The following is a 25,943-nucleotide window of genomic DNA, read 5'->3' as shown; positions in this document are numbered from 1 at the left end:
CTTTTATCGTTTGGTATAGAGATTGATAGGTTAGGACGGTTTGATTGATATCACAGGCTTTAGCTTGTTCGAGACTACCGACAATAAGGCGGTTTCTAAGAGTCGTATCATTGGCTATATCTTTGATAGAGCTCGCTAGTTGATCAGCGTCTCCCACTTCGATAAGCCGTCCAGATACACTATGTGTGATGATATCAGGGATCCCGCCAGCACGCGTTGCAACAACAGGGAGCCCGGCTGCCATTGCTTCTAAAATGACCGAGCCTAAGCCTTCTGAATAGGAAGGGTGGACGAGTAAATCGGCCGCTGCGAACCAATCGCCCATATTCGTTTGTTTACCAGCAAAGTGAACGTTGCTGAGTCCTTTCGCTTGAAGCGCTAACGCTTCACGCTCTTTACCATCACCAAGCAAACAAAACTGGATGTTGGGCGATGTGTTACCAAGTAACCGTGCCGCTTCTATCGTGACATCAAAGCCTTTATGCGCATACATATTGGCGGCATGAATCACTAAGAACTTCCCATGAAATTGCGCTTTGATTTTCTCAACCTTATCTTGCGATACAGGGTAGGTGACAGGAGAGCTAGGAATTTTGACTAACTTGGCATCAGGGTAACGTTTTTCTAGTTGATGGATGATCTCCGAACTCAAACCGACCAGGGCACTCGCTTCGCGTATGCAAGTTGAGATAACCACTTTTTCTTTAAAGGATTATTAATGCGGCGTGTCACGATATAAGGCACATTGTGTAATAAGCGCTGGAGCAATGCCCAATAAATCGCTCGGCCTTCGTGGACATGGACCAGATCACATGTTGCGGTGATTGAGCGCGCTGGCGTTGTTTTCCAAACCCACGCCAGTCTGAAGCTACGTAGACTTTATCCGTATACTGTTTAGCTATTTCAGTTGTGTTATCTGAACTTCCCGCGTCCAGTACAACGATTTCATCCACCCAATTGCATACAGACTGCAAACATAGATCAATGTTATGTGCCTCGTTTTTAACGATAAGTGCAACGGCAACGGTTGTATTCCCTTCACTCATGACGCTTTATCCATTTTTATTAAAGAAATAACGCGGCTAGGGTCCAAWTCCTTTAAACACTTCAAATGCCCAAGTGGACATTCGCGTTGAAAGCAAGGGCGACATTCAATATCTGTATGCACAATGTCGACCTTACTGGTTAAAGGCGGCGTGTAATCGGGGGACGTTGAGCCATAAATGGCAATGACCTGGCAGTTGACCGCCGCGGCGATGTGCATCAAGCCGGAGTCATTACTGACGACGGTTTGGCAAGCGCCTAATAGATCAACAGCCTCAATTAAATTGGTTTTACCCGCTAACACATGAATATTCGGTGCGTTGTTGGCAAGGGCGGCAATTTTTTCACAGGTGTCGATATCTTTGGCTGAGCCAAACAGCCAAACTTGAAACCCCTTAGCATGCATCTGGCGAGCGACCTCGGCATAGTGTTGCTCAGGCCACTTTTTGGCTGGGCCGAACTCGGCACCCGGGCAAAGACCCACTATGGGTCTATCTTGGTTTAAGCCCAGCTTAGTGATCACAGCCGCTTGTGCGTCAGGATCAATGGTTAATTCAGGTTTTGGTAGGCCTTCAAGGCCACCGAGTGAGACCGAACTTTGCATCGTGGCGCGTGGGTGTGCCAGGGCAACATAGCGCTCAACCATATATTGAAACGCTTTTTTATTGGGACGCAGGTCGTTGAGCAAACCATAACGCATTTCACCTTTCCAACCGGTACGTGTTGGGATCCCAGCAAACCAAGGGATCAGCGCCGATTTGGCGGAATTAGGCAATACATAGGCATGGTCATAGCCATGTTTTGCTAAGCGTTTACCTAATTGGTAGCGCTTACCGAGTGCAAATTCTCCATGACCCAGTGGCATGTCGATACTGCGATTAACTTCTGGCATACGCGCCAAAATAGGGGCGCACCATCCAGGCGCCATCACGTCAATGGTGGCGTCAGGGTGTTGTTGTTTGATGGCTTTATACAGTGATTGCGACATCACCATATCGCCGACCCAAGACGGGCCAATGACGAGTACTCGTGTCATGATGCCCGTTTCCTTTTTGCCTCTTGGTAGATATTACGGCCGTCTTCGCGTGTGCGGAGCAGTTTTAGGATCCACATGTATTGGTCGTATTGACCCTCGAGCATGGTTTCGATGTGTTGGTTCATCATGTGGGCGTCCGTTTTGCTATCACCGGTTGGAAACTCGCTAAATGCTGGATGGATGGTAATGACAAACCGGCCGGTTTTGGCATCAAAGCCAGATAGCACAGGCACGATATGCGAGCGGGTGACTTTGCTTAATTTCCCGAGGCTGGGCAAGGTCGCTTTGGTGGTAGCAAAAAACGGCACAAACTCGCTGCTCTCATCGCGCATATCTTCGTCGGGCAAGTAGTAGCCCAAAAAGCCGCGTTTAACTGCGCGGATAAAGGGCTTAATCCCTGCTTCGCGCTCATAACAATTGCCGCCATATTGCACGCGTTGACGGTGCATGAGCCAGTCCAGCAGCTGATTTTTTTGCCGTTTTGAGAATGCCGCCACGGGGAGCCCTTGAGAGGCAAATAAAATCGCGGCGGCATCAATGGCCCAAGTATGCGGCACAAAGAGGATCACCGCTTCGTCGTTATCAGTGTGCCGAGTAATATGTTCCATGCCAATCACATCACAGTGGTCCTGAAACCACTGGCGACTGCGCAAGGTGATCAGCGGAAAGCTCAGCAAAAAAGCCCCGGCGGTGGTCAAGGTGTCGATTAATACGGTCTCACGCGCTTGCGCGGATTTCTCGGGAAAGCAGGCTTCAAGGTTGAGCCATGCATTCAAAATCGTGCCTTTTTTCTTTTTCACCAGTTTGCGTGCCACCCATTGGGCAAAGCGATACTTTGCTCGCGCAGGCACCAACAAACAGATTGGCAAGGCAGCCAATAACATCAGCCAGGTGCCCCAATATTTCGGTGCGAGGAAGGCACGCGAAAATTCGGGGTTATAGGCATTTGGATCGTAATCGGGTCGCTGTTTTGTCATTATTCGATTTTCTCATACGCCAAGCGTCACGGCTTGGCGTAAACATCATTATATTAGCGATTGATTTCGGCTAGGTAAGCGGCGACACCTTCTGCCACTGTCTTAAAGGATGCCGTGTATCCCGCTTCACGTACCTTGGTCAGATCGGCTTGTGTGTAGGCTTGGTAGCGACCTTTTAGGTGGTCGGGAAAGGGGATTTCCTCTATCTCTCCTTGACCGTGGAAGTCAATCACCGCGTTGGCAACGGCGCTAAAGGGCTCGGCACGACCGGTACCGCAGTTGTAAATACCGCTGATCTGTTGTTGCCAGAACCAAATGTTCATTGCGCAGACATCACCGACATAGACAAAGTCACGCTTGAACGTATCACTACCCTCAAAAAGTTTAGGGTTTTCACCTTTTAGAATTTGTTGATTGAGGTGATAAGCCACTGACGCCATGCTGCCTTTGTGCTGCTCGCGCGGACCATACACATTAAAGTAGCGGAAGCCCGTAATCGGTGGCAGTGCCTCGCCATGGGCCTTAGCATCTTCTTGCACGCGACGGACATAGTTGTCGAATTGCTGTTTGGAATACCCGTACACATTCAGCGCGCCTTCATACTCTGGCGCTTCAATAAAGTCACTGTCACGTCCGCCATAAGTAGCCGCTGACGAGGCATAAAGAAAGGGGATATCGCGATCAATACAATAATGCAACAGCTCTTTGGAGTACTCGTAGTTGTTGAGCATCATGTATTTGCCATCCCACTCTGTGGTGGCCGAGCAGGCACCTTGGTGGAAAATGGCTTCGATCGGGCCGAAATTTTCACCGGCCATGATTTGGGTAAGGAAATCTTCCTTATCCATATAATCTGCAATGTCGAGGTCAACCAGGTTAACGAATTTGGTGCCGTCTTTGAGGTTATCGACGACCACGATGTCACGGTAGCCTTGCTCGTTCAGTGCTTTTACTAAGTTGCTGCCAATCATGCCAGCACCACCAGTCACAAAAATCATATCGTTACCTAATTCATCTTTATCTGACGACAGACCCCGTCGCCATTACTGTTGACTGTGATAGTATGGTTGCGCATCAACCGGRCAGAGGACTGAACCATACATGAAAACCCGAGACCGAATTATCCATGCTGCACTGGCTTTATTCAATCAACATGGTGAGCCGAATATCACCACCAACCATATCGCGGCAGATCTCGGGATAAGCCCGGGCAACCTTTACTATCACTTCCGTAATAAAGAAGCGATTATACACAGTATATTCGACCAATACGCGCAAGATCTTGCCTTTGCCTTTGATCCTAGTCAGCCTCGTGACGATACCCAAGCTTTATTGCAGCACTATCTCGACGCGACCTTTAGCTTGATGTGGCGTTATCGATTTTTTTACGCCAATTTGCCGGACATTTTGCGCCGAGACGATGCACTGCAGCAAAAATACCTGGGAGCGCAGCAACAGCTGCAAACCAACTTGATGACCATCTTGCACCACTATCGGCAAGCCGGTTGGCTGAGCCTCAACGACAGCGCTTTGTCTGCGGTGGGAGAAACGCTTAAGCAAGTGGCGTCGAGCTGGATTTTTTATCAAAGTGCACAAGCTCCCCAAACGCAAATTCATGCAGGGGTGATCTACAAAGGTATTTTGCAGATGTTGGCATTGCTTCACCCGCTGACATCGGCACAGGGACAAATGGCCATCACTGCGTTAATAGACCACTACGAGCAGCAGTTAGTTCGCCAAGACTCACGCTCACTGGATACATTGAACTGAGCTATCTCTCTAGGCGGTGATCGCATTGCGCGATATTCGTCCAGCTTGCCAGTGATTACACGATATGAATCACTGTCTCGCGCCCCTTGTTGGCACAAAACACGCGAACGTGCCATGATAGCAAGCATTCATTCGTCGTACACAATGTGTGCGGCGGCCTTCCAAAAGTAATCATCACCAGCATGGAGATTGCGATGACGGCTGCCTTCTACCAGCAAATCCGTCATCAGCTTGAGCAAGTTAAAGCTGATGGCTTGTACAAAAGTGAACGCCTTATTACCTCACCACAAGCGGCCAGTGTCGCCGTCAATCATGAACAGCAGGTACTGAACTTTTGCGCCAATAACTATTTGGGCCTCGCCAACCATCCTGAGTTGGTAGACGCTGCCAAAGCAGGGATGGATGAGCATGGCTTTGGTATGGCGTCGGTGCGGTTTATTTGTGGCACGCAAGATGCTCACAAAACGCTGGAAGCCAAGTTATCTGACTTTCTCGGGATGGAAGATACCATCCTGTATTCCTCATGCTTTGATGCCAATGCGGGATTGTTCGAGACCATTCTCGGCCCAGACGATGCCATTATTTCTGATGCGCTTAACCATGCGTCAATTATTGATGGCGTGCGCTTGTGTAAAGCCAAGCGTTTCCGTTATGCCAATAATGATATGGATGAGTTGGAAGCCCAGTTAAAAGCGGCGAAAGCGGCGGGTGTGGCCAATATCTTGATTGTCACGGATGGTGTCTTCTCGATGGACGGCGTGGTGGCGAACTTGCCGGCTGTGTGCGATCTGGCGGAGCAATATGGCGCGTTGGTGATGGTGGATGACTCCCATGCGGTCGGCTTTATGGGTCAGAACGGTCGAGGCACCCACGAATACCATCAAGTGATGGATCGTGTCGACATCATCACCGGTACCTTGGGCAAAGCCATGGGCGGTGCTTCAGGAGGCTACACCTCAGGCAAAAAAGAGGTGATTGATTGGTTGCGTCAACGTTCGCGCCCTTACCTTTTCTCCAACTCGCTGGCCCCCGCGATTGTATCTGCCTCTATTCGCGTACTGGATATGCTGGCCGAAAGTGATCACTTGCGTGAGCAGCTTTGGGATAACAGCCAACACTTCCGTGCACGCATGACGGAAGCTGGCTTTACCTTGGCGGGCGCTGCTCATGCCATTATTCCCGTGATGCTCGGTGATGCCAAAGTGGCCAGTGATTTTGCCGAGCGGATGATGGAAGAGGGCGTCTATGTGGTGGGCTTCTCCTACCCAGTGGTGCCCAAAGGGCAAGCACGTATTCGCACCCAGATGTCAGCCGCGCATACACGTGAGCAACTGGACCGTGCCATTGATGCCTTCATCAAAGTGGGCAAAGAGATGAAATTGATTGGGTAATGTCATGACACAAACAACCATGAAAGCCTTGGCCAAACTCAAGGCGGAGCCCGGCATTTGGATGACGGAGGCCGAGCTTCCTGAGCTGGGGCATAACGATCTGCTGATCAAAATTCGTAAAACGGCCATCTGTGGCACCGATGTGCATATTTATAAGTGGGACGAGTGGTCACAAAACACCATCCCTGTTCCTATGGTGGTCGGCCATGAATATGTCGGTGAAGTGGTCGGCATTGGCCAGGAGGTACGCGGTTTCTCATTGGGGGATCGCGTATCGGGTGAGGGCCATATCACCTGTGGGCATTGCCGTAACTGTCGTGGCGGTCGTACTCACCTGTGCCGCAACACGGTTGGTGTGGGCGTCAACCGTGAAGGCGCGTTTGCCGAGTACTTGGTGATCCCTGCGTATAATGCGTTCAAAATCCCCGATGAGATTTCGGATGACTTAGCCTCGATTTTTGACCCATTTGGCAACGCCGTCCATACCGCGCTCTCGTTTGATTTGGTCGGTGAAGACGTATTAATCACTGGCGCGGGCCCGATTGGCATCATGGCCGCTGCGGTGGCGCGCCATGTAGGGGCGCGTCATGTGGTGATCACCGATGTGAACGAATATCGCCTCGAGCTTGCCCGCAAAATGGGCGTGACCCGCGCGGTCAACGTCGCCAATACCTCGCTGGAATCGGTGATGGAAGAGCTGGGGATGAGTGAAGGCTTTGATGTTGGCCTCGAAATGTCCGGCGTGCCCGCAGCGTTTAATAGCATGCTGGCAGCCATGAACCATGGTGGCAATATTGCGCTTCTTGGGATCCCACCCAGTGATATGGGGATTGATTGGAACCAGGTGATTTTTAAAGGCTTGGTGATCAAAGGCATCTATGGCCGTGAGATGTTCGAAACCTGGTACAAGATGGCGTCGCTCATCCAATCAGGGTTGGATTTAACCCCGATCATCACCCATCACTACAGCGTGGATGACTTTCAACAAGGCTTTGATGTGATGTGCTCAGGCCAATCAGGCAAGGTGATCCTCGATTGGCAAGACTAATGCCCGGCAGCCGGAACCATGTTTAGCCGTGTTGATGCGCGCTAGGCACGAGTGAAAACGCCCGCCTACCCGGTGGGCGTGTTTAATCCAGCCAAGGGATGGGGTTGGTGGTGTTGCCTTTGCGGCGAATTTCGAAATACAGAGAAGGGGTGGATTGGCCACCGCTGTCGCCCACCAAGGCGATAGCTTCCCCGGCGGTCACCGTATCGCCCACATCTTTGAGCAAGGCTTGGTTGTAGCCATACAAGGTCATGTCCCCTTTACCGTGATCGACGGCAATCAACAGGCCATAGCCACGCAACCAACTCGACAGCACCACTTTACCGGCATGGGCGGCTTTGACCTCGGTACCGCGCTTGGCACCAATCACGATACCATTCCATGACACCTCACCGGATTGGCGCTCGCCAAAACGATGGAGCAGCTTCCCTTGGGTGGGCCAGTGAAGTTTGCCTTTGGCCTTGCCAATGCCCGCCATTTTTACTTGCGCACGCCGCGCGGCCGCGGCGATCTGCTCTTGCAGCCGTTGCTTATTGGCCTTGAGTTCAGCTAAATAAGCATTGTCGCTGGCAATTTTGGCCCGGATTTTTTTCGCGGTTTGGCTTTGCGAGGCTTGCTCCCGTTCCAACGCTTGTTTTTTCTCGGTTAACTCTGCGACCAAGCTCGCCTGCTTATCACGTTGCTGTTTGAGCTGATGGGCCGTGAGTTGGTAATCGGTGCGAGTCGCAGCTAGTGACTCGATCGCCTCCCGCATGGTGCTTGCAAGTACCTCAGCGTACTTTGTGAGGCGGTCAAGTTTCGCGGGTGACTCTTGGCTAAGCAGACGTTTAAGCTGATCATGCTCGCCTTGGCGATATTGAGCATCGATCAATTCGGCCAACTGTGCCTGCTGGGCAATCATCTCTTGTTTGAGTCGCGCTTGTTTTTTGCTGAGGCGCGTGATTTGAGTATCAGTCTGCTGCAGGGTTTGCTGGGCTTGTCGTGTTTTTTTAGACAGGGTATCAATGCGTGTCGACTGTGCTTTTAGATCGCTTTGTAACGCATTGAGCTTTTTATTATGCGCCGCCAATTGCGATTGCTGGCGTGCAATTTCATCGCTCACTCCCTCTAGCTCAGAGTTGGCATTGGCTGAGCCAATCAACAGGCAGAGAAAAACGCCAGTGCATAATGCACTGGCGCGGAGGGTTTGGCGTAAGCGTGTTCGTTTTTCCCGCATAGGGGGATTATTTCAGATCGAACAGTGGCTTGCCAGTCATCTCTTCAGGAATCTCCATACCGGTCAATGCCAGCATGGTCGGTGCCAGATCAGACAGCTTACCGCCCTCTTTCAAGGTCACTGGTTTGCTACCCACATACATCAGTGGCACTGGCAAGTTGGTGTGTGCGGTATACGCACCACCGGTCTCTTCGTTGACCATCATCTCAGCGTTACCGTGGTCGGCGGTGATCAGCATCTGACCATCGACTTCTTTGATGGCTTCCAAGACACGGCCGATGCAATGATCGACAGCTTCACAAGCTTGAACTGCCGCGTCATACACCCCAGTGTGGCCCACCATGTCACCGTTTGGATAGTTACAGATGATCATATCGAACTTACCAGACTTAATCGCATCAACGAGCTTGTCGGTCAGCTCTTCTGAACTCATTTCTGGTTGCAGATCGTAGGTAGCGACTTTCGGTGAGGCGACCAAGGCACGCTCTTCGCCTTCAAACACGGTCTCGATACCGCCGTTGAAGAAGAAAGTCACGTGTGCGTACTTCTCGGTTTCAGAGATACGCAGCTGAGTTTTACCATTTTTTGATAGCCACTCGCCAAGGGTGTTGGAGAGGCTTTCAGGTGGGAAGGCCACCGTGGTATCGATGTCGGCTGCATATTCTGTCAGCATCACAAAGTCAGACAGCTCGGCGTATTTTTTACGCGTAAAGCCATCGAAATCCGGCATAAAGGCACGCGTCATTTGACGGGCACGGTCGGCTCGGAAGTTCATGAAAACGACCGCATCGCCATCGTTGATGGTCGCTTTGTTGTCACCGTCACGGTAAATTTCCGTCGGGGCGACGAACTCATCATTTTCTTCACGTGCGTAAGCCGCTTCCAAGCCTTCTACGGCGCTGGTCGCAGTGAATTCACCTTGCGCTTGGGTGAGCAAGTCATAGGCGCGCTCGACACGGTCCCAGTTGTTGTCACGGTCCATGGCGTAGTAGCGACCAACCAGTGATGCGGTACGGCCTTTACCCAGCTTTTCAAACAGGGCATCGAAGCGCTCTAGCGATGCTTTTGCACTGCGTGGCGGCGTATCACGGCCATCCAGGAAGCAGTGTAGATAAATCTGATCGGCGCCACGCTCTGCGGCCAGTTCAACCATGGCGGCAATATGATCTTCATGGCTGTGCACACCGCCTGGCGACATCAGGCCCATGATGTGCACGGCTTTGCCCTTATCGACGGCTTTATCAACAGCGGCGGTCAGTGCGGGCGTTTGATTAAACTCACCGTCCGCAATGGATTTGGCAATACGGGTCAAGTCTTGGTAAACCACGCGGCCAGCGCCGATGTTGACATGGCCAACTTCTGAGTTACCCATTTGTCCATCAGGCAGACCCACATCGAAACCGGACGCTGAAATCAGTGTGCTGTTATCGGCCATGAGGCTATCGATCACAGGCGTGTTGGCGTTGGTAATCGCGTTATCACTTTGAGGGTCGCGATAGCCCCAGCCATCGAGAATCACCAGTGCAAGTGGTTTTTTCGCAGACATGTTACGTCCTCTTAATTCAAGCAAAAGACTGACATTGGATGCCAATGACATTGGATGTCATGGAGCAACCACTGAGGCATGGAGCCAGATTCATGGCTAGCTTCAGGACTCAGTGTGTGCGTAATTTTACAACATTTTACGGGCTGATATGTAGGCTAAGATCAATTATCCCAGCTGACAAGTTAACCAGCAAGCCTTGGTTCACTTGCCTTCGACCCTTGACTCCCCTCATTATGGCGAAGATCGCCGCTGTGCGCGAATGGCTTGGCTCAATTTCTGCGATTGATGAAACCTTCTTTCTTTTCAAGTTATTGAGCGGAAGGTGAAAACGCGTGGACGTGCGTATGAGTGAGCAAACGCGCGATTTCGTCTCGGCAGGCTGTAAAACCATGGCGAGCAGGTTATACTCGACACCATTTTCACCCTTGATGGACTCTCGCCTTTGGCGAGACAAGCAAGCAGTATAGAGCAAAGGTTATGCAGGAATATATTGATTTTGTCTCCAACAACATGATTCTCACCCTTGTCTGGGTGGGTTTGGCGGCCGCTTTACTGATGTCGCTGATTAAACAAAAAACGGCTGCCTACAAAGTGGTCGGTCCTAATGACGCGGCGATCCTTAACAACCGAGAGAATGGGGTGTTTGTCGACATTCGTAGCCACGATGAATTTCGCGCTGGTCACATCACGGGTGCGCTTAATGTGTTACCGAGCGAAATCAAATCACAGTCGTTTGGTGAACTTGAAAAACACAAAAATGACCCCATTATCGTGGTATGTAAAACTGGTCAAACGGCGACTGACAGTGCCAATCAACTGGCGAAAGCGGGCTTCGAATCCGTGTATATTCTCAAAGACGGTTTGACCTCTTGGAACGATGCCAAAATGCCACTTGTTCGCGCCAAAAGCGGCAAGGGCAAAAGCAAAAAGAAAAAGTGATCCTTCACTCAATTCTCGAGCGACCGCATGACGCGGTGGCTCGCATTTTTTAATGTGCCAGGCGCATTTGCAATTTTTTAAATAAGGACGAACCATCATGGCTGAAGCCGAAAACAACCAACAAGCCGAGCAAAATTTTGCCATTCAACGCGTTTTTCTCAAGGACGTGTCTTTTGAAGCGCCAAACTCTCCAGAAGTGTTCCAGCAAGATTGGGCGCCAGACGTTAACCTCGATTTGGATACGCAAAGCCGCGAGTTGGGTGAAGGCATCTATGAAGTGATCTTGCGTTTGACCGTGACGGTGAAAAACCAAGAAAGTAATGCCTTCCTTTGTGAAGTGCAGCAGGGTGGTATTTTCTCTGTGTCAGGCATGGAATCGCCTCAATTGGCACATTGCCTGGGCGCGTTCTGTCCTAACATTCTTTTCCCTTATGCGCGTGAAACCATTTCTAGCCTCGTTGTGAAAGGGACCTTCCCGCAGCTAAACCTGGCACCGGTTAACTTTGATGCCTTGTTCATGAACTACCTGCAGCAGCAGGCAGGCGAAGCATCTAGCGAAGAAGACGCGCAAGCGTAAGGTGTGATGATGACAGATCTTGCTCCCACTCAAGACGCAGCGATTACGGTTCTGGGCGCTGGCTCTTACGGGACAGCGCTGGCGATCTCGTTGGCCAGAAACGGCGCTAACGTGGTGTTATGGGGGCACGATCCGAGTCATGTCGCGCAGCTAGAAATTGATCGCGCCAACCAAGCGTTTCTTCCCGATGTGGCGTTTCCAGACTCATTAGTGCTCTGTGCGGATCTTTCTGTTGCGGTTAATGCCAGTCGCGATTTGCTTGTGGTCGTTCCCAGCCATGTGTTTGCTGATGTACTGAGCCAGGTGCGCCCTCACTTACGGGCCGACTCTCGCATATGTTGGGCGACCAAAGGCCTAGAACCGGAAACCGGGCGCTTATTGCAAGAGGTGGCGCGGGAACAATTGGGTGACGATATTCCGCTCGCGGTGTTATCTGGCCCTACGTTTGCCAAAGAACTTGCCGCGGGCATGCCGACCGCGATTTCGGTGGCCTCGCCCGATACAGAGTTCGTGAGTGATTTACAAGAAACCATTCATTGCCAACACAGCTTCCGTGTGTATGGCAATCATGATTTTATCGGTATGCAGCTTGGCGGCGCGGTGAAAAATGTGATTGCGATTGGGGCAGGGATTTCCGATGGCATTGGCTTTGGCGCCAACGCACGGACGGCATTGATTACCCGCGGGCTTGCCGAAATGACCCGGCTGGGTGAAGCACTGGGCGCCTCTCGAGATACCTTTATGGGGATGGCGGGATTAGGGGATTTGGTGCTGACCTGCACCGATAACCAATCACGTAACCGTCGCTTTGGCCTGGCATTAGGCCAAGGTGAAGATGTGCAAGGTGCCCAAGACAACATCGGCCAAGTAGTCGAAGGGTATCGCAACACCAAAGAAGTATGGGCACTGGCCCAGCGTGCGGGGGTTGAGATGCCGATTGTTGAGCAGATTTATCAAGTGCTGTATCAAGGCAAACTGGCCCACCATGCTGCGCGCGATTTGCTGGCACGAGACAAAAAGTCCGAATAACAGCAAAGACAAAGAGAATAACGCGCGGGGTGAGAACCGCGCGTTTTTTTTATACACTGGCGTGGGGCGGTGTTGTCGCCTGAGTGGTAGATCATTTGGGATAAGGATGAAGGCAGTGAATCAGGCCAAAAAACAATGCCAACAAGATCGTGTCTGGCAAGCAGTGAAAAAAGAAGCGCGTGAGCATTCAGAGCGTGAGCCGATGTTGGCGAGTTTTTACCACGCCACCATTATTAAGCACGACAATTTAGCCAGCGCACTGAGCTATATTCTCGCCAACAAGCTTTCCACGCCCTCGATGCCTTCAATGGCGGTGCGAGAGGTGATAGAAGAAGTCTATGCCAATGATGCTTGTGTCGCGGAATCCGCGGCGTGTGATATTTGTGCCACCGTTGAGCGCGATCCGGCTGTCGAATTGTATTCAACGCCACTTTTATACTTGAAAGGCTTTCATGCGTTGCAAGGCTTTCGGGTTGCCAACTGGCTATGGCGTCAAGGACGCAAAGAGTTAGCCACTTACTTACAAAACCAAATTTCGGTGACCAGCCAAGTGGACGTTCATCCAGCGGCCTGTATTGGTCGTGGCATTATGTTTGACCACGCCACGGGTATTGTTATTGGTGAAACCGCGGTCATTGAAGACAATGTGTCTATTCTCCAAGATGTCACCTTGGGCGGCACCGGCAAAGAGGGCGGCGACCGCCATCCGAAGATCCGCACTGGGGTGATGATTGGTGCAGGGGCGAAAATACTGGGTAATATTGATATCGGTGAAGGCGCGAAAATTGGCTCTTGCTCTGTGGTGCTTAAMCMCGTACCGCCTCATACCACGGTGGCTGGCGTACCGGCAAAGATCGTAGGTCGACCCAGCTCGCACATGCCATCGCTGGATATGGATCAAGAATTTAATGGCTCGCACAAGACATTTATCTCGGGAGACGGGATATGATGCGGCTTGCATAAGCGCGGATTGCATAAGCGCGGATTGCATAATCGCGGATTGCATAATCGCGGCTTGCATAAGTGCGGATTGCACAAGCGCGAGTATTGTTTTCTAGAGTGACGGGATAATGCGCCGACTCAAGTGTGGGGTCAGAACGAAAAACGGAGCCCTCGGCTCCGTTTTGGCAATAGATGAAAGCTTCGCCGCGAGTTAGAACAGCTTTTCAGCGACTTCGTATAAGTCATCGCGGAATGGGCGCTTCATGTTTTCAATCGCATCAACGATGTCATGGTGCACCATTTTGTCATTCTGAATACCGACACAGCGTCCCCCTTCACCTTGTTGCAGAAGGTCAACGGCGTAAGCGCCCATGCGCGAGGCAAGAATGCGGTCAAAGGCGCCGGGCTGGCCACCACGTTGAATATGACCAAGAATGGTCGCGCGTGTTTCGCGGCCAGTTTCTGTCTCGATGAACTTCGCGAGTTCATTCGCGTCGGTCATCAGCTCAGTGATCGCGATAATCGCGTGTTTCTTACCTTTGTAGATGCCTTCTTTCACTTTGGCGAGAAGCTTGTCTTTATCCAAGCCGATCTCTGGGGTGATGATGTATTCACAGCCACCGGCAATCGAAGCCATCAAGGTTAAGTCACCACAATGGCGTCCCATCACCTCAACAATAGAGATACGCTGGTGAGAAGATGAGGTGTCGCGCAGGCGGTCAATGGCGTCAATCACCGTGTTCATCGCCGTCATATAGCCGATGGTGTAGTCCGTCCCCGCAACATCATTATCAATGGTGCCCGGCAGGCCAATACAGGGGTAACCCATTTCGGTCAGTTTCTTTGCCCCCATGAATGAGCCATCACCACCAATGACGACCAAGGCGTCGATACCGTGCATCTTCAGGTTCTGAATCGCTTGCTCACGGACTTTTTCGTCGGCAAACTCAGGAAAACGTGCCGAACCTAAAAATGTCCCGCCGCGGTTAATCACGTCGGAAACACTGGTGCGGTTGAGGCGTTCAATACGGTTTTGATGCAGGCCGAGAAAGCCATCATAAATACCACATACTTCTAAGCCTTCGCTGAGCGCGCTGCGAACCACACCGCGAATCGCTGCGTTCATACCTGGCGCATCACCGCCACTGGTCAAAACACCAATTTTTCTAACCATGGGTTACCCTCTAACTGTTCGTCACTTAATTCGTGCCGATTGCGGTAATGGCAACCTGCTTGCCCCAGTGAACCCGCAATGACGATCGCTTAAACTGTAATTTTCCTACTTCTGTAATAGTATTACAATTGCTATAGAAAAAAAGTTGATACATGTCAGCCCGATGAGCTTTTGTTCAGGTTACCTCTCACGCCTTTGCCTCTTTTGGCACCACGGATTTGGGATCTTGATGGATGATCACATCTGCCCCGGGAAAGGCGACGAGCAACCTATCTTCCACTTCATCGGCGATAGTATGTGCATCCACTAAGGGTAGCTCGTCATCCAGCTCTATGTGTAATTGGATAAACTTTGTCATCCCCGCCTGACGTGTGCGTAATTGATGAATGCCGTGCACCCCAACCACTGAGCTGGAGAGCACGGCAATTTTTTCTTGCTCTTCAAGCGGTAATTGCCTATCGAGTAGTGATTGGATGGCCTCATAAGCCATTTTAAGCGCTTGCGATAAGATAAACAGGCTGATGGCAATCGCAAACCAGGCATCGGCGTGTGTCCAGCCGTACCAACTCAGTCCAAGGGCAATAATAATCGCGACGTTCATTAATAAATCAGATTGATAATGAAGGGCATCGGCGGCGATGGCGGGGCTGGCGGTTTTGCGGATCACCCACTTTTGAAACAGCACCAAGCCGAGGGTGATCACGGTGGCACCGACACTGACCATAATCCCCAGTTCAGGGGCGGCAATCGGTACAGGCTTGAACAAACGTTCGAGTCCACTGAGCAGCAAGAAGGAGGCGGAGCCAATAATGAAGGTGGATTGCGCCAAGGCGGCCAGTGATTCGGCTTTACCGTGGCCAAAACTGTGTTCGCTATCTGCCGGTTGTACTGCATAGCGCACCACGAGCAAGTTGGTGAGCGAGGCGAGCAAATCGAGCAATGAGTCAACAAACGAGGCCAGCACACTGACCGAGCCGGTGAGCCACCACGCGATGAGTTTGGCTAACAGGAGAAGGGTCGCCACACAGGTGGCTGCCCACGCCGCGGCTTCAACCCAAAACGCATACTTTTTTGTCATACAGAGGGCAGTCGGTTAATTAACACTGCCCTCAGTATATATGCCATTGACGGCAAACGTATGACACGGCGCAGGTTTAGCGCCAACAGTCACCTTTTTGACCCGGTTGACGATTCTCCCCTTTACCACGGTGACCGTGGCCGCGTTGCGCCCGCTTTTCCGTCATCGCATCAAAAAAGGCGCTCTGTTGCTCAGCGGTCAGCACTTGTAACATCGCATGCTGATGGCGGGCATGACTAACGCGTCGCTCAAGATTAGGTTGTGACTGAGRCGACAATAGGTCGCGCACCGCTGCTTCATCGAACGTCTCTTGGGTAAGCAGTGTATGCATATTGGTATGGAAGTCGCTTCGTGCTTGTTGACGCTGGGCGCGATAGTCATCTCGCAATGCTTCAAGCTGCGTCTTTTGCTCAGCGGTCAAATCCAGATCACGCCACAGACTGCGGTCCATGCCACCACTAAAGTGCGGGGCAGCCAAGGTGGGAAGGGTCACTGCCGCAAGTGCTAAGCCAATCGTAAAGCGTTTCATCATCTCTCTCCTAATTGGAATGTTTACCCTGTTAGCCTACGGACTGGGATGTAAAGTGACGTTATTGGGTGTAAAGATGGGTAAAGTCACGCATGTGTGTGAGCCGCTATGATAGAAATACACCCTGTTGGGTGTCACAAACACGCCACCTTGGGAGTGAGTGTAAAAGCATGTATCAGGTTTTAATCATCGATGATGACACAGCGTTAACGGACCTTCTGAGCGAACTACTGTCTTTGGAGGGATTTGCGGTGCGCTGCGCGGATAACGGCCAAGTGGGGGTGGAGATGGCAAATGCGTCCCCGCCCGATATCATTTTGCTGGATGTGATGATGCCAGTACTCAACGGGATGGAAACCTTGCGCCAGCTACGCGCGACCTCCAACGTGGCGATTTTGATGCTCACTGCGCGAGGTGAGGAAGTGGATCGTGTGATGGGACTAGAATTAGGCGCGGACGACTATTTGGCTAAACCCTTTAGTGATCGTGAACTGCTTGCCCGAATGCGTGCCATTTTACGCCGGACGCAGGGAGATGGCGTTGAACCGACGCAATCGGACGAGGAGCCTGTCCTCGCCCACCATGACGTGCGGGTCTACCCACGCCGGTTAGAAACCCTATGTCAAGACAGGCCCGTGGAGCTAACGGGGATGGAAACCGAAATGCTCGCCTGTTTACTTCATCACCCTGGCGAAGTGGTGAGTAAATCCTTGCTCAGCGAACAGGTACTGGGCAAGCGCTTAATGCCGTTTGATCGGGCGGTCGATGTGCATATCTCCAACTTACGCAAGAAGCTGCCCGAGCGCCTTGATGGTAAGCCAAGGATCAAAACATTGCGCGGGAAAGGTTACTTATGGGTCGATTAATAGCGCTGCGGCAGCGTATCGGTGAACGTTGGGCGCGATTACCCTTTCTTGGCAGCCTTTATGGTCGGGTTTTTATTATTTTTTGGCTCACTTTGCTGGTGGTGCTCGCGGCAGTGATGTGGGCACAGCGTGGTGACCCGCGTAGCTTACATGCGATCTCATCCGTCGAAAAAGCGCGCATACAAAGTCAGATTGAGAAATTGATGGCCATCGCGCAGCGCCGAGAGGTACCGCTCTCTGTGCTGGTGGCACGGCAACATCAATATCGCGGACACCGCCGCACACCGTACAAGCTCTACTGGGTGCCTGACAGCGCACCGCTCGACGCGCTTCCTCGCGAGTTACGCCACTTTATGTCACGAACGTCAGACACTGCCGAGCCTTTGCAACGCCTCTATCATCGCCACATGTTCGCGGGGCCGTTTCCGGTCCAGACCTCCGATGCGTCGGGGCGTTTTTATCACGCCAGACGCTGGCAGCCCAGACTGCCCTTTGTCCTGAAAATATTGGAAAAGCCGGAGCATCTATTAGGTGTCACCATGTTGGTGAGCACACCTTTATTATTGTGGTTAGCGTATACCTTAACGCGCCCGGCCAGGCGCTTTCAGGCGGCCAGTCAACGGGTGGCCCACGGGGAGTTAGTGACAGACTCTGATCTTGAGCAAGGCCCGAGGGAGTTTCGCGACGCGGGGCAGGGCTTTAACCAAATGGTGACCTCGCTTAATCAGATGGTGACCGGACAACAACAGCTGGTCTCAGATATTTCTCATGAATTACGCTCACCGCTCACGCGTTTGCAAATGGCGCGGGCCCTCGCTGCGCGTGAGCTGGGCGATAGCGAGGCGTTAGCGAGAATTGAACGCGAAGCGAGCCAACTTGAGGCGTTGATCAGCGAGTTACTCACTTTGTCACGCTTACAATCCCAAGGCCACCTGGCGCGAGAAAGAATCAGTGCTGATGCCTTGTGGCAAACAGTGATAGAGGATGCCCAGTTTGAAGCCGGTCAACAGGGTAAGCAGGTCACCAGCAAGGGGATCCCAGATGCCATGCTGACCGTCAATGTGCGCCTGGCGCGTAGTGCCTTAGATAACGTATTACGCAATGCCATTCACTATGCCGGCCAACACGTTCACATCACGGTGGAACGAGACGCGGGACAGCTCTGCCTCTCGGTTGTTGATGATGGGCCTGGGGTGCCAGAGAGCATGTTAAAAGRCATTTTCCGCCCGTTTTACCGGGTATCGGCCGCGCGCGATCGCCACAGTGGCGGCTCAGGATTGGGACTGGCGATTACCGCACAAGCGATTCAACAGCACGGTGGGCAGGTTAACGCATCCAACCGTCCACAAGGTGGGCTAGCGGTGTGTTTATACTGGCCATGTGGTTAATATTGCGCAATCCACAAGCGGTTGCGACAATACCGCCTTTGCTGGATTTTGCAGGTTACTGCCATGTTTGATATTGCGCTCTATGAGCCTGAAATTGCACCGAATACGGGCAATATTATTCGCCTGTGTGCCAATTGCGGCGCSCACTTACATCTGATTGAACCGTTRGGTTTTGATCTTGACGAGAAAAAAGTCCGTCGCGCGGGATTGGATTATCATGATTTGGCGCGTGTGACACGTCATCAGGACTACACGGCGTTTGCAAAAGCGATGGCCGGCCGGCGGATCTTTGCGTGTACCACCAAAGCCACCCAGTTTCACACTGCGGCGACGTTTGCGGACGGTGATGTGTTGTTGTTTGGGCCAGAAACGCGCGGCTTACCCGATGCGTTGATCCAAGCATTACCAGACGCGCAGCGGTTACGCATTCCAATGCAGCCAGAGGCACGTAGCCTTAACCTGTCTAATGCCGTGGCGATTATTGGGTATGAAGCGTGGCGGCAGTTTGGTTTTAATGGCGCGCAATAAAAAACGCCCCCAGCGATGGCTGAGGGCGTGGATCTTTCATGTCTTCGGCGCGTAATTTACGCTTTTTTCGCTTCTGCCGCGGCTTTAGCAATCGCCGCAAAGCCAGCAGCGTCAAGCGCGGCACCGCCAACGAGCGCGCCGTCGATGTCTGGCATTGCAAACAGCTCAGCGGCGTTGCCGGCTTTCACAGAACCACCATATTGAATCACGACTTTGCTTGCCACGTCTTCGCTATAAGACGCAATATGCTTGCGGATCGCTGCATGGATATCTTGTGCTTGCTGCGCGGTCGCCGCTTTACCGGTGCCAATTGCCCAGATTGGCTCATAGGCGATCACGGCATCGTTCAAGGCTTCAACCCCTTGTGATTGGATTACAGCGTCAAGCTGACGTGCGCATACCGCGAGAGTTTCACCCGCTTCGTTTTGCGCGTCAGACTCACCGATACACAACACAGGCGTGAGGCCGTTTTCTTTCAAGAAAGCAAATTTCTGCGCGACAAATTCGTCAGACTCTTGATGATACTCGCGACGCTCTGAGTGGCCGATAATGATATGGGTCGCACCAAAGTCTTTCAGCATCTCTGCAGAGATATCACCGGTGAATGCGCCGCTGTTGTGTGTATCGACGTTTTGCGTACCGAGTTTAATCGCGCTATCAGCCAGCAGTTGCTCAGCTTGTGCCAAATACATCACTGGTGGCGCAACGGCCACATCGACGCCTTCAACGCCTTTCAGTTCAGCGTTAAGGCCGTTAAGCAGTTCAGTGACCATGGCTTTGCTGCCATTGAGTTTCCAGTTACCCATTACCAATGGACGGCGCATAGGAATTCCTCCGCGGTTTAGTTGATTTGAAGTCAAAAGATGTAAAGAAGGTAGTCTATTGTAGCGCGGCCTTCTCTGTTTAAAATCATAGAATGGCGAGAATGCTTTCGTTTTTACCCGTTTTAGGCCAAAAAGGGAACCTTAGGTAGTAAATTTTCATCATAAGGGCAGGCGGGTATCGACAAAAGTGTGACAGTCGCGCTCGTGGTAAGGCAAGACTTTCGGCACTATACGCGTGGGCGTGTTTAATGGAGGGAGGTTTTATGCCCCATCTGGTAATGGAATACACAGACGCATTGGCCGAGCGCGTCAATATTGATCAACTGGTGGATGACTTACACCATGCTGCGATTGCTACCGGCAGCTTCGACCCCGAGGCCTTAAAATCACGCGCGGTACCGTGCGGTGTTTGGCGTGTGGGGGCACAGGCAGATCGCAGTGAGTTTGTTCATGTTGAATTTCGGTTACTCGCGGGGCGCAGTACCCAGCAAAAAGAAGCGATCAGTGATGCGTTGACCGTGCCGCTGCGTGAGCATGCCGGGYACGTCAGTAGTCTTACGGTAGACGTCCGTGATATGGATACCAGTAGCTACCGTAAGTGGGTGGGGACCACGCGCGCGATGTAGCGCACTTATGCGGGGGTAGGGCTCTCACACAAGGGTGACTAAGTGGGACGGTCCGATCCTTTTGTCGCGCCTTTTTTCGCGGCCTGCCCAACGCGAAAGTCCATAATGTCCGCTTGATGACGGCATGTTCATCGGGTGCGGTAAACGCGGTGGCAAAGCGCGAATACTGGCGCGTCAGTGCTTGGAACAACAGCATATTGACGTGTAATGGGTTCTTACCATGATCTATCATTCGATTGATATGGCTTAACATCGCATGTAGCTGAGGTTGGGTGGCGTAAGATGCATTGGCGATGACATCTTCACTCATACTAAGCCTCAATGCTTCTAATGCGTGTGGGTCTGACTCAGCCAGTGCCGCCAACTCATCGAAAGAGGGTAGGGTCTTCATCGCTTACTCCTTACACGCCGCCGATCATCTGATCGTGTTACCAAAGCGTTAATTTAACTATGAGCCGGAGGCTGGAGGGGATCAAATAAGCGATGTCTGGCTATATTGGCGGCCTGAATGAGGATGCAGACGGAGGCGGGGGCAATCGACTGAATCCGAATGGGTTTTTGTGATTAATTCTCGTCGATAAAAATGCCCTGCTTTACCGTATGCTTGTCAGCAAAGCAGGGGAGCGGCTTACCAGTAGTGCTCGGTGGTCACGTTGCCTGGTTTACGGCGCAGGTTTTTGCTCAGTCCTTTACCTTCTAAGAGTGTTTTCACTTCTTTGACCATGGCCGGGTTGCCACACAGCATCACTTGGCTGTGTTCAGGCGTGAGGGGCAGACCCACTACCCGCTCAAGTAGCCCATCTTCCAGTGCGTGGGTCACGCGTCCAGAGAGCGCGCCCGCGGTTGGCTCGCGGCTGACGAAAGGTTGAACCACCAACTGATCGGGATACTTTTCTTGCAGCGCGTTAATGCGTGCTTGATAGGTTAAATCGGCGGCGAAGCGTACGGCATGCACCAATATCACTTTACGAAAACGTGACCACAGATCGCCTTGTTCCATGAGTGAGATGTACGGGCCGATTGCCGTCCCAGTGGCAAACATCCAAAGGTGTTGGCCTTGCGGCACTTCATCGAGGGTAAAGTAGCCAGCCGGATCTTGCGTAATCATCACGTTGTCACCCGGCTCAAGCGCGTGGAGGCGGGGTGACATTAACCCGTCGGCGACACGGGTGGCATAAACTTCTAAATATTTACTTTGTGGAGGATTCACGAACGAGTAGGCACGCTGGATCAACTTGCCATCGATCTCCATGCCGAGTTTTGTGAATTGGCCTGCCTTAAACGGCTCGACAGGGGCGGATAACACCAGGCTGAAGAGATCCYTTGTCCAATGTTGGTTCTCCACGACCTCAGCCTTAATCCAAGTGGCCATATTACCTCCTCAGGTCTTTTCTCCAATACGATATGTGCAGCGGTGCTGTCCAGAGACAATGTGCTCTTCGCGTTCGACCCGATAGGCCTCACCGAGCAGGTGGCGGAATAACTGGATTTCTGAGCGGCATAACGCCGGACAGGACTTTGCTGCATGACAGATAGGGCAGTGATGTTCAATCAGTATATAGTCGGTGCCGTCTTGATGAAGCTCGGCCATATATCCCTCGCTCTCTCTAAGATACGTCAAGGTTTGCAATTTAGCCTCTAAATTATCGCAATCTTTGAGCGCGTCTTGATATTGGGCAAAGGTGGCGGCTTCACGTTGGGCAATGACATCGGCAACACCTTGCTCGCCAAACACGTTTTGCACGGAATCGATAAGGGTAACCGATAAATCATGGTGGCTGTCGGCAAACCGCCGATGACCCTGGGCGGTTAGGGACCAATGACGAGAAGGTCTGCCCACTTTAGCGCGGATATCCTCAAAGTCGACCAAGCCATCGCGCTCTAAGCTTTGCAAATGCTGACGTACGCCCATGGTGGTCATGCCGAGCTGATCGGCCAAGACTTTCGCACTTACGCTGCCTTCGCGTTTGATGGTGTGTAGAATGCGGTCAGTGGACTTCATGATTCGATTTCGATTACCCCAATCGTGTCGTCGCAAATAAATAAAGTAAACTCTTTATAAAAGGATAATCGAAATCGACGGGCTTGACCAGTCTAGGGCCGTATTCACGGCCACTGGGGTTACAGGATGTGCGGTTTGATCGCCGTATCTTTGCGACTTAAATAATGGGTCGAACGGATCCGACGAATGGTGCGGCATTGCCCGCGTACCACCAAGGTTTCTGTGGTGGCTAAATCCCCGTGTCGGGTAATGCCATCGAGCAGATCGCCCTTGGTGATCCCAGTCGCCGCGAATACCACATTATCACTGCTGGCCATGTCCGATAGCGTCAACACCTGATGAGCGGCAATCCCCATTTGCGCACATCGTGTCATTTCTTGTTCACCGAGCAAGCGGTTGTCTGGGGTATCCCCTTTCACGTCGTGACGTGGTAGCAATCGTCCTTGCATATCGCCGCCCAGGGCCCGGATCACGGCCGCGGATACCACACCTTCTGGCGCACCGCCAATGCCAACCATCACATCGACTTCACTTTCTGGCATACAGGTGAGAATAGAGGCCGCCACATCCCCATCGGGGAAGGCAAAGACACGGATCCCTTTGGCCTGCATGCTGGCAATGATTTCATCATGACGCGGTTTGGCCAAGGTGGCGACCACCAAGCTGTCGAGTGGTTTACCCAACGCTATCGCGACGTTTTCGAGGTTGTCGAGCAAAGGCTTATTGAGGTCAATCGCCCCTTTGGCGCCGGGGCCGACCACCAGTTTTTCCATGTACATATCAGGGGCTTTTAAAAAGCTGCCTTTCTCGCCAGCGGCGAGGACTGCCAATGCGTTGGCTTGCCCCATGGCTGTCATTCGCGTGCCCTCAATCGGGTCAACGGCGATATCGACCGCATCGCCGCCTAAACCAACCTGTTCGCCAATGTAGAGCATGGGGGCATCATCGATTTCACCTTCCCCTATCACGATTTCACCGTCGATATCGGTGAGGTTAAGCAGGGTGCGCATTACTTCAACCGCCGCACCATCGGCCGCGTTCTTGTCTCCACGTCCCAGCCATTTGTACCCAGCCAATGCTGCGCCTTCGGTTACGCGCGAGAATGCCAATGCGAGATCACGTTTCATCAGTACTCCGGAAATGTCAGCCACACTAAGACGGGCCTTAGCCCAATTTGCGCGCAAGTCTACCAGAAAGAGAAAACGTTTGCGTGGAGTCGGGGCGCGCGTTTTTTTCTCATCCGGAAGGGGGATGACAAAAGGCGCTGCTTTTTTGCGCACTTGTACGCGAGCAGGTAGCGAGAACAGTGGCAGTCTGGTATCACCTGAGTACAATAAAGCCGGGGTGCACGTTCCGTTGCACGGGTTGCTGCGCATGAGGCAGTAACGGGATCAATCGTCAGAAATAAGGTGGCCTTGATGTCATTGGAAGTATTAGAACAACTCGAAGCGAAAGTACAAATGGCGGTGGATACCATTTCGCTGCTACAAATGGAAATCGAAGAACTCAAAGAAACGAACGGCTCACTAGAGCAAGATGCCGCCGCGGAAAAAGAGCGCCGTGAGCAGCTTGAGCAGGAGAACGCCAAACTGCGCGATGAGCAGCAAGCATGGCAAGAGCGCATTCGGAGCTTGTTAGGTAAGATTGAGAACGTTGAATAAACAAAAACAGAGCCAATTGGCTCTGTTTTGCTATTCGGTATCAGACGACGAGTCAGTCGTCTTCCGCATCGTCGAGGTCTTCGTCTGCCATGGTCAGCGCATCCGGTGAAAGGATCACGCCAGTGGTGTCGGCATAAACATGATCATCGGGCAAGAAAGTGACGCCGCCAAAGTTGACGGGGACATCCGTTTCACCGATACCTTGCTCATCAGTCCCCACTGGAATCGAAGCCAGTGCTTGAATGCCGATATCGATTTCATCGATGGTATCGACATCACGAACACAACCGTAAACAATCATGCCAGCCCAGTCGTTGTCAGCGGCAAGCTGCGCAATCTCGCCGTCAATAAGGGCGCGACGTAACGAACCGCCGCCATCAATCAGCATAATTCGCTGCTCGCCGGCTTGCTCGGCCATTTCACGAATTAACCCATTGTCCTCAAAGCATTTTACTGTGGTAATTTGGCCACCAAACGAGCTGCGGCCCCCATAAGAGCTAAACATTGGCTCCACGACATCCACGTGTTCGGGGTACATGTCGCATAGTTCCGAGGTATTATATTCCATAGTCTAACTTCTTGTTGAGGCAGAAAAAGGCTGGCAAGCTAGCGTTGCCAACATGGCAAGTCCAAGTATAACGAGCCCATAAGGGTTTGCAATGTTAAAGCGGTCAATCTGTGGCCTAATTAGACCAACAGCATACCCGTCATAAATAGGCCATTGGTGATCAGTGCACAACGCACCATGGTTCCCATCATGGGGCGCAGGGCGCTGGCATTAGTGGCTTGATAGACGTCACGCCCATGGCGCGCCAGAAATGGGACACCAGCGAGGAACAACCAACCCAACCAAGCTTGCAAGGTAAGGGCAGCAAACAAGGAATAACAAACGATGGCGCTGGCCAGCAAGATCACGTGATACTGACGCCCGCGCTCCGGCCCTAAACGCACCACCAAGGTATGCTTACCACAAGCGCGATCGTTATCAATATCTCGTAAATTGTTGATGTTTAATACGCCCACCGCCAGCAAGCCGCAAGCGGTGGCAGGAAGTATGATTAAAGAATCAATATGGCCGACCTGCAAATAGTAGGTGCCAGCCACCCCGAGCCAGCCAAAAAACATCAGTACCGATAAATCCCCTAACCCGCGATAGCCATACGGTTTGTTGCCCACGGTGTAGGTAATGGCTGCCACAATCGCCATCACGCCAAGCAGCAAGAAACTGATAATGTCGGTCGGTTGTTGGCAGGCTATCGCAATCAGTGAGCCACCACTGAGTAGGGTCAAACCAATATTGAGCATGAGCGCGCGGCGCATGGTGGTCAGGCTGACATGGCCGGATTGGATGGCACGCATGGGGCCGATACGCGTCGCGTTATCCGTGCCTTTTAGTGCATCACCATAGTCGTTCGCGAGGTTAGACAGGATCTGCAGCAATAAGGCAGTCACCAGCGCCATCAAGCTGATTGACCATGACAGGCTCCCTTGTGAGGCGGCGACAGCACTGCCGGACAAAATCGAGGTAACGGCCAGCGGTAGGGTTTTAGGTCGCGCCGCATCCAGCCATATCGCAAGAGTAGAAGGCCGCATAGCGATCCTCAAGACGAAAAAACGATGCCACTATTATCGCGCAAGCGGGGAGAGGAGTAACCCATTGTTGGCTGAAATCCGACTTGCTATTGCGCTAGCTCAACTTTTGATGCAAAAAAGGGCAGCGTTTGCTGCCCTAGTGTTGTGGTCTCTCGCACG

General features: G+C 52.1%; 28 protein-coding genes and 1 pseudogene. 12 read left to right on the top strand and 17 right to left on the bottom strand.

The window, feature by feature from the left end:
* The 5 genes and pseudogenes from BZG14_RS05665 to rfaD form a co-directional block, all read right to left on the bottom strand.
* Nucleotides 1-652: glycosyltransferase family 4 protein (locus BZG14_RS05665; protein WP_443508604.1), on the bottom strand; the 652-nt coding region annotated here is incomplete at its 3' end.
* 151 nt (nucleotides 653-803) lie between these two features.
* Nucleotides 804-1,046 (bottom strand): annotated as a pseudogene (locus BZG14_RS05660) (glycosyltransferase); the annotation flags it as partial.
* Nucleotides 1,043-2,080, bottom strand: a complete 1,038-nt coding sequence (gene waaF, locus BZG14_RS05655) for a lipopolysaccharide heptosyltransferase II (protein WP_077608204.1) — start codon at nucleotides 2,078-2,080, stop codon at nucleotides 1,043-1,045. The pseudogene BZG14_RS05660 and the gene waaF, both read right to left, overlap by 4 nt.
* Entirely contained in the window at nucleotides 2,077-3,057 is a 981-nt protein-coding gene (gene lpxM / locus BZG14_RS05650) for a lauroyl-Kdo(2)-lipid IV(A) myristoyltransferase (protein WP_077485860.1), read from the bottom strand. Before lpxM ends, waaF begins: the two co-directional genes overlap by 4 nt.
* A gap of 53 nt (nucleotides 3,058-3,110) precedes the next feature.
* Entirely contained in the window at nucleotides 3,111-4,055 is a 945-nt protein-coding gene (gene rfaD / locus BZG14_RS05645) for an ADP-glyceromanno-heptose 6-epimerase (RefSeq protein ID WP_077485858.1), read from the bottom strand.
* Between the two features lie 103 nt (nucleotides 4,056-4,158).
* Here rfaD and BZG14_RS05640 point away from each other — a divergent pair, with 103 nt between their 5' ends.
* The 3 genes from BZG14_RS05640 to tdh all read left to right on the top strand — a co-directional run bounded on the left by BZG14_RS05640 (nucleotide 4,159) and on the right by tdh (nucleotide 7,266).
* Entirely contained in the window at nucleotides 4,159-4,827 is a 669-nt protein-coding gene (locus BZG14_RS05640; RefSeq protein WP_077608203.1) for a TetR/AcrR family transcriptional regulator, read from the top strand.
* Nucleotides 4,828-5,021: 194 nt separating this feature from the next.
* On the top strand, nucleotides 5,022-6,218 hold the full coding sequence (locus BZG14_RS05635; RefSeq protein WP_077608202.1) for a glycine C-acetyltransferase: 1,197 nt from the start codon (nucleotides 5,022-5,024) through the stop codon (nucleotides 6,216-6,218).
* A gap of 19 nt (nucleotides 6,219-6,237) precedes the next feature.
* The gene (tdh, locus tag BZG14_RS05630) at nucleotides 6,238-7,266 is read left to right on the top strand and encodes an L-threonine 3-dehydrogenase (RefSeq protein ID WP_108743522.1); all 1,029 of its coding nucleotides are present in this window, start codon (nucleotides 6,238-6,240) and stop codon (nucleotides 7,264-7,266) included.
* A gap of 82 nt (nucleotides 7,267-7,348) precedes the next feature.
* Here tdh and BZG14_RS05625 read toward each other — a convergent pair whose 3' ends face one another.
* On the bottom strand, nucleotides 7,349-8,482 hold the full coding sequence (locus BZG14_RS05625; RefSeq protein WP_077485851.1) for a peptidoglycan DD-metalloendopeptidase family protein: 1,134 nt from the start codon (nucleotides 8,480-8,482) through the stop codon (nucleotides 7,349-7,351).
* Between the two features lie 7 nt (nucleotides 8,483-8,489).
* A complete protein-coding gene (gene gpmM / locus BZG14_RS05620) occupies nucleotides 8,490-10,028 on the bottom strand; it encodes a 2,3-bisphosphoglycerate-independent phosphoglycerate mutase (protein WP_077485849.1) in 1,539 nt (512 codons plus the stop codon).
* A 477-nt stretch (nucleotides 10,029-10,505) separates the two neighbouring features.
* Here gpmM and BZG14_RS05610 point away from each other — a divergent pair, with 477 nt between their 5' ends.
* The 4 genes from BZG14_RS05610 to cysE all read left to right on the top strand — a co-directional run bounded on the left by BZG14_RS05610 (nucleotide 10,506) and on the right by cysE (nucleotide 13,522).
* Nucleotides 10,506-10,967 carry a rhodanese-like domain-containing protein gene (locus tag BZG14_RS05610; protein WP_069361902.1) on the top strand — a complete coding sequence of 154 codons (462 nt, stop codon included), beginning with the start codon at nucleotides 10,506-10,508 and terminating at the stop codon, nucleotides 10,965-10,967.
* A 97-nt stretch (nucleotides 10,968-11,064) separates the two neighbouring features.
* Nucleotides 11,065-11,544: a protein-export chaperone SecB gene (gene secB, locus BZG14_RS05605; protein ID WP_069361901.1), complete on the top strand. Its 480-nt coding sequence runs from the start codon at nucleotides 11,065-11,067 to the stop codon at nucleotides 11,542-11,544.
* 9 nt (nucleotides 11,545-11,553) lie between these two features.
* Entirely contained in the window at nucleotides 11,554-12,573 is a 1,020-nt protein-coding gene (gpsA, locus tag BZG14_RS05600; protein WP_077485845.1) for an NAD(P)H-dependent glycerol-3-phosphate dehydrogenase, read from the top strand.
* Nucleotides 12,574-12,688: 115 nt separating this feature from the next.
* Nucleotides 12,689-13,522 carry a serine O-acetyltransferase gene (gene cysE / locus BZG14_RS05595; protein ID WP_241824621.1) on the top strand — a complete coding sequence of 278 codons (834 nt, stop codon included), beginning with the start codon at nucleotides 12,689-12,691 and terminating at the stop codon, nucleotides 13,520-13,522.
* A 204-nt stretch (nucleotides 13,523-13,726) separates the two neighbouring features.
* Here the strand turns inward: cysE and pfkA are convergent, their stop codons facing one another.
* From pfkA to BZG14_RS05580, 3 genes are all read right to left on the bottom strand, one after another.
* Nucleotides 13,727-14,689 carry a 6-phosphofructokinase gene (gene pfkA, locus BZG14_RS05590; protein WP_069361899.1) on the bottom strand — a complete coding sequence of 321 codons (963 nt, stop codon included), beginning with the start codon at nucleotides 14,687-14,689 and terminating at the stop codon, nucleotides 13,727-13,729.
* Between the two features lie 187 nt (nucleotides 14,690-14,876).
* Nucleotides 14,877-15,767, bottom strand: a complete 891-nt coding sequence (gene fieF / locus BZG14_RS05585) for a CDF family cation-efflux transporter FieF (protein WP_069361898.1) — start codon at nucleotides 15,765-15,767, stop codon at nucleotides 14,877-14,879.
* A gap of 76 nt (nucleotides 15,768-15,843) precedes the next feature.
* Nucleotides 15,844-16,299 (bottom strand): Spy/CpxP family protein refolding chaperone, encoded by a 456-nt coding sequence (locus BZG14_RS05580; protein WP_077608200.1) that lies wholly within the window; start codon nucleotides 16,297-16,299, stop codon nucleotides 15,844-15,846.
* A gap of 167 nt (nucleotides 16,300-16,466) precedes the next feature.
* On the opposite strand from BZG14_RS05580, the gene BZG14_RS05575 reads away from it, so the two are divergent.
* The 3 genes from BZG14_RS05575 to BZG14_RS05565 all read left to right on the top strand — a co-directional run bounded on the left by BZG14_RS05575 (nucleotide 16,467) and on the right by BZG14_RS05565 (nucleotide 19,078).
* Entirely contained in the window at nucleotides 16,467-17,162 is a 696-nt protein-coding gene (locus tag BZG14_RS05575) for a response regulator (protein WP_077485842.1), read from the top strand.
* Nucleotides 17,150-18,550 carry an envelope stress sensor histidine kinase CpxA gene (gene cpxA, locus BZG14_RS05570; RefSeq protein WP_077608199.1) on the top strand — a complete coding sequence of 467 codons (1,401 nt, stop codon included), beginning with the start codon at nucleotides 17,150-17,152 and terminating at the stop codon, nucleotides 18,548-18,550. The genes BZG14_RS05575 and cpxA overlap by 13 nt, the downstream gene beginning before the upstream one ends.
* 63 nt (nucleotides 18,551-18,613) lie before the next feature.
* On the top strand, nucleotides 18,614-19,078 hold the full coding sequence (locus BZG14_RS05565) for a tRNA (cytidine(34)-2'-O)-methyltransferase (RefSeq protein WP_077608198.1): 465 nt from the start codon (nucleotides 18,614-18,616) through the stop codon (nucleotides 19,076-19,078).
* A 56-nt stretch (nucleotides 19,079-19,134) separates the two neighbouring features.
* Here the strand turns inward: BZG14_RS05565 and tpiA are convergent, their stop codons facing one another.
* Nucleotides 19,135-19,902, bottom strand: coding sequence for a triose-phosphate isomerase (gene tpiA, locus BZG14_RS05560; RefSeq protein WP_069361893.1), 768 nt, complete (start codon nucleotides 19,900-19,902; stop codon nucleotides 19,135-19,137).
* A 263-nt stretch (nucleotides 19,903-20,165) separates the two neighbouring features.
* Here tpiA and BZG14_RS05555 point away from each other — a divergent pair, with 263 nt between their 5' ends.
* A complete protein-coding gene (locus BZG14_RS05555; protein ID WP_077608197.1) occupies nucleotides 20,166-20,528 on the top strand; it encodes a 5-carboxymethyl-2-hydroxymuconate Delta-isomerase in 363 nt (120 codons plus the stop codon).
* On the opposite strand, the gene BZG14_RS05550 is transcribed toward BZG14_RS05555, so the two are convergent.
* The 4 genes from BZG14_RS05550 to glpX all read right to left on the bottom strand — a co-directional run bounded on the left by BZG14_RS05550 (nucleotide 20,458) and on the right by glpX (nucleotide 23,657).
* The gene (locus BZG14_RS05550) at nucleotides 20,458-20,919 is read right to left on the bottom strand and encodes a DUF3135 domain-containing protein (RefSeq protein WP_077608196.1); all 462 of its coding nucleotides are present in this window, start codon (nucleotides 20,917-20,919) and stop codon (nucleotides 20,458-20,460) included. The two genes, BZG14_RS05555 and BZG14_RS05550, sit on opposite strands and share 71 nt — an antisense overlap.
* Before the next feature lie 237 nt (nucleotides 20,920-21,156).
* Nucleotides 21,157-21,900 (bottom strand): ferredoxin--NADP reductase, encoded by a 744-nt coding sequence (locus BZG14_RS05545; RefSeq protein ID WP_077608195.1) that lies wholly within the window; start codon nucleotides 21,898-21,900, stop codon nucleotides 21,157-21,159.
* Nucleotides 21,901-21,909: 9 nt separating this feature from the next.
* On the bottom strand, nucleotides 21,910-22,530 hold the full coding sequence (locus tag BZG14_RS05540; protein WP_077608194.1) for a helix-turn-helix transcriptional regulator: 621 nt from the start codon (nucleotides 22,528-22,530) through the stop codon (nucleotides 21,910-21,912).
* Between the two features lie 119 nt (nucleotides 22,531-22,649).
* Nucleotides 22,650-23,657, bottom strand: coding sequence for a class II fructose-bisphosphatase (glpX, locus tag BZG14_RS05535; protein WP_077485830.1), 1,008 nt, complete (start codon nucleotides 23,655-23,657; stop codon nucleotides 22,650-22,652).
* Between the two features lie 291 nt (nucleotides 23,658-23,948).
* Between glpX and zapB the strand changes: the two genes are divergently transcribed.
* Entirely contained in the window at nucleotides 23,949-24,191 is a 243-nt protein-coding gene (gene zapB, locus BZG14_RS05530; RefSeq protein WP_077485828.1) for a cell division protein ZapB, read from the top strand.
* 52 nt (nucleotides 24,192-24,243) lie between these two features.
* Here zapB and rraA read toward each other — a convergent pair whose 3' ends face one another.
* Nucleotides 24,244-24,759, bottom strand: coding sequence for a ribonuclease E activity regulator RraA (gene rraA, locus BZG14_RS05525; RefSeq protein WP_077608193.1), 516 nt, complete (start codon nucleotides 24,757-24,759; stop codon nucleotides 24,244-24,246).
* Between the two features lie 119 nt (nucleotides 24,760-24,878).
* Nucleotides 24,879-25,784 carry a 1,4-dihydroxy-2-naphthoate polyprenyltransferase gene (locus tag BZG14_RS05520; protein WP_077485824.1) on the bottom strand — a complete coding sequence of 302 codons (906 nt, stop codon included), beginning with the start codon at nucleotides 25,782-25,784 and terminating at the stop codon, nucleotides 24,879-24,881.
* Between the last annotated feature and the right edge of the window lie 159 nt (nucleotides 25,785-25,943).

The organism is Salinivibrio sp. IB282, from assembly GCF_001995685.1.
GTDB classification, from domain to species: domain Bacteria; phylum Pseudomonadota; class Gammaproteobacteria; order Enterobacterales; family Vibrionaceae; genus Salinivibrio; species Salinivibrio kushneri.
Note: the sequence above shows the minus strand (reverse complement) of the source record. Positions and strands in the feature narration are given on the sequence as shown.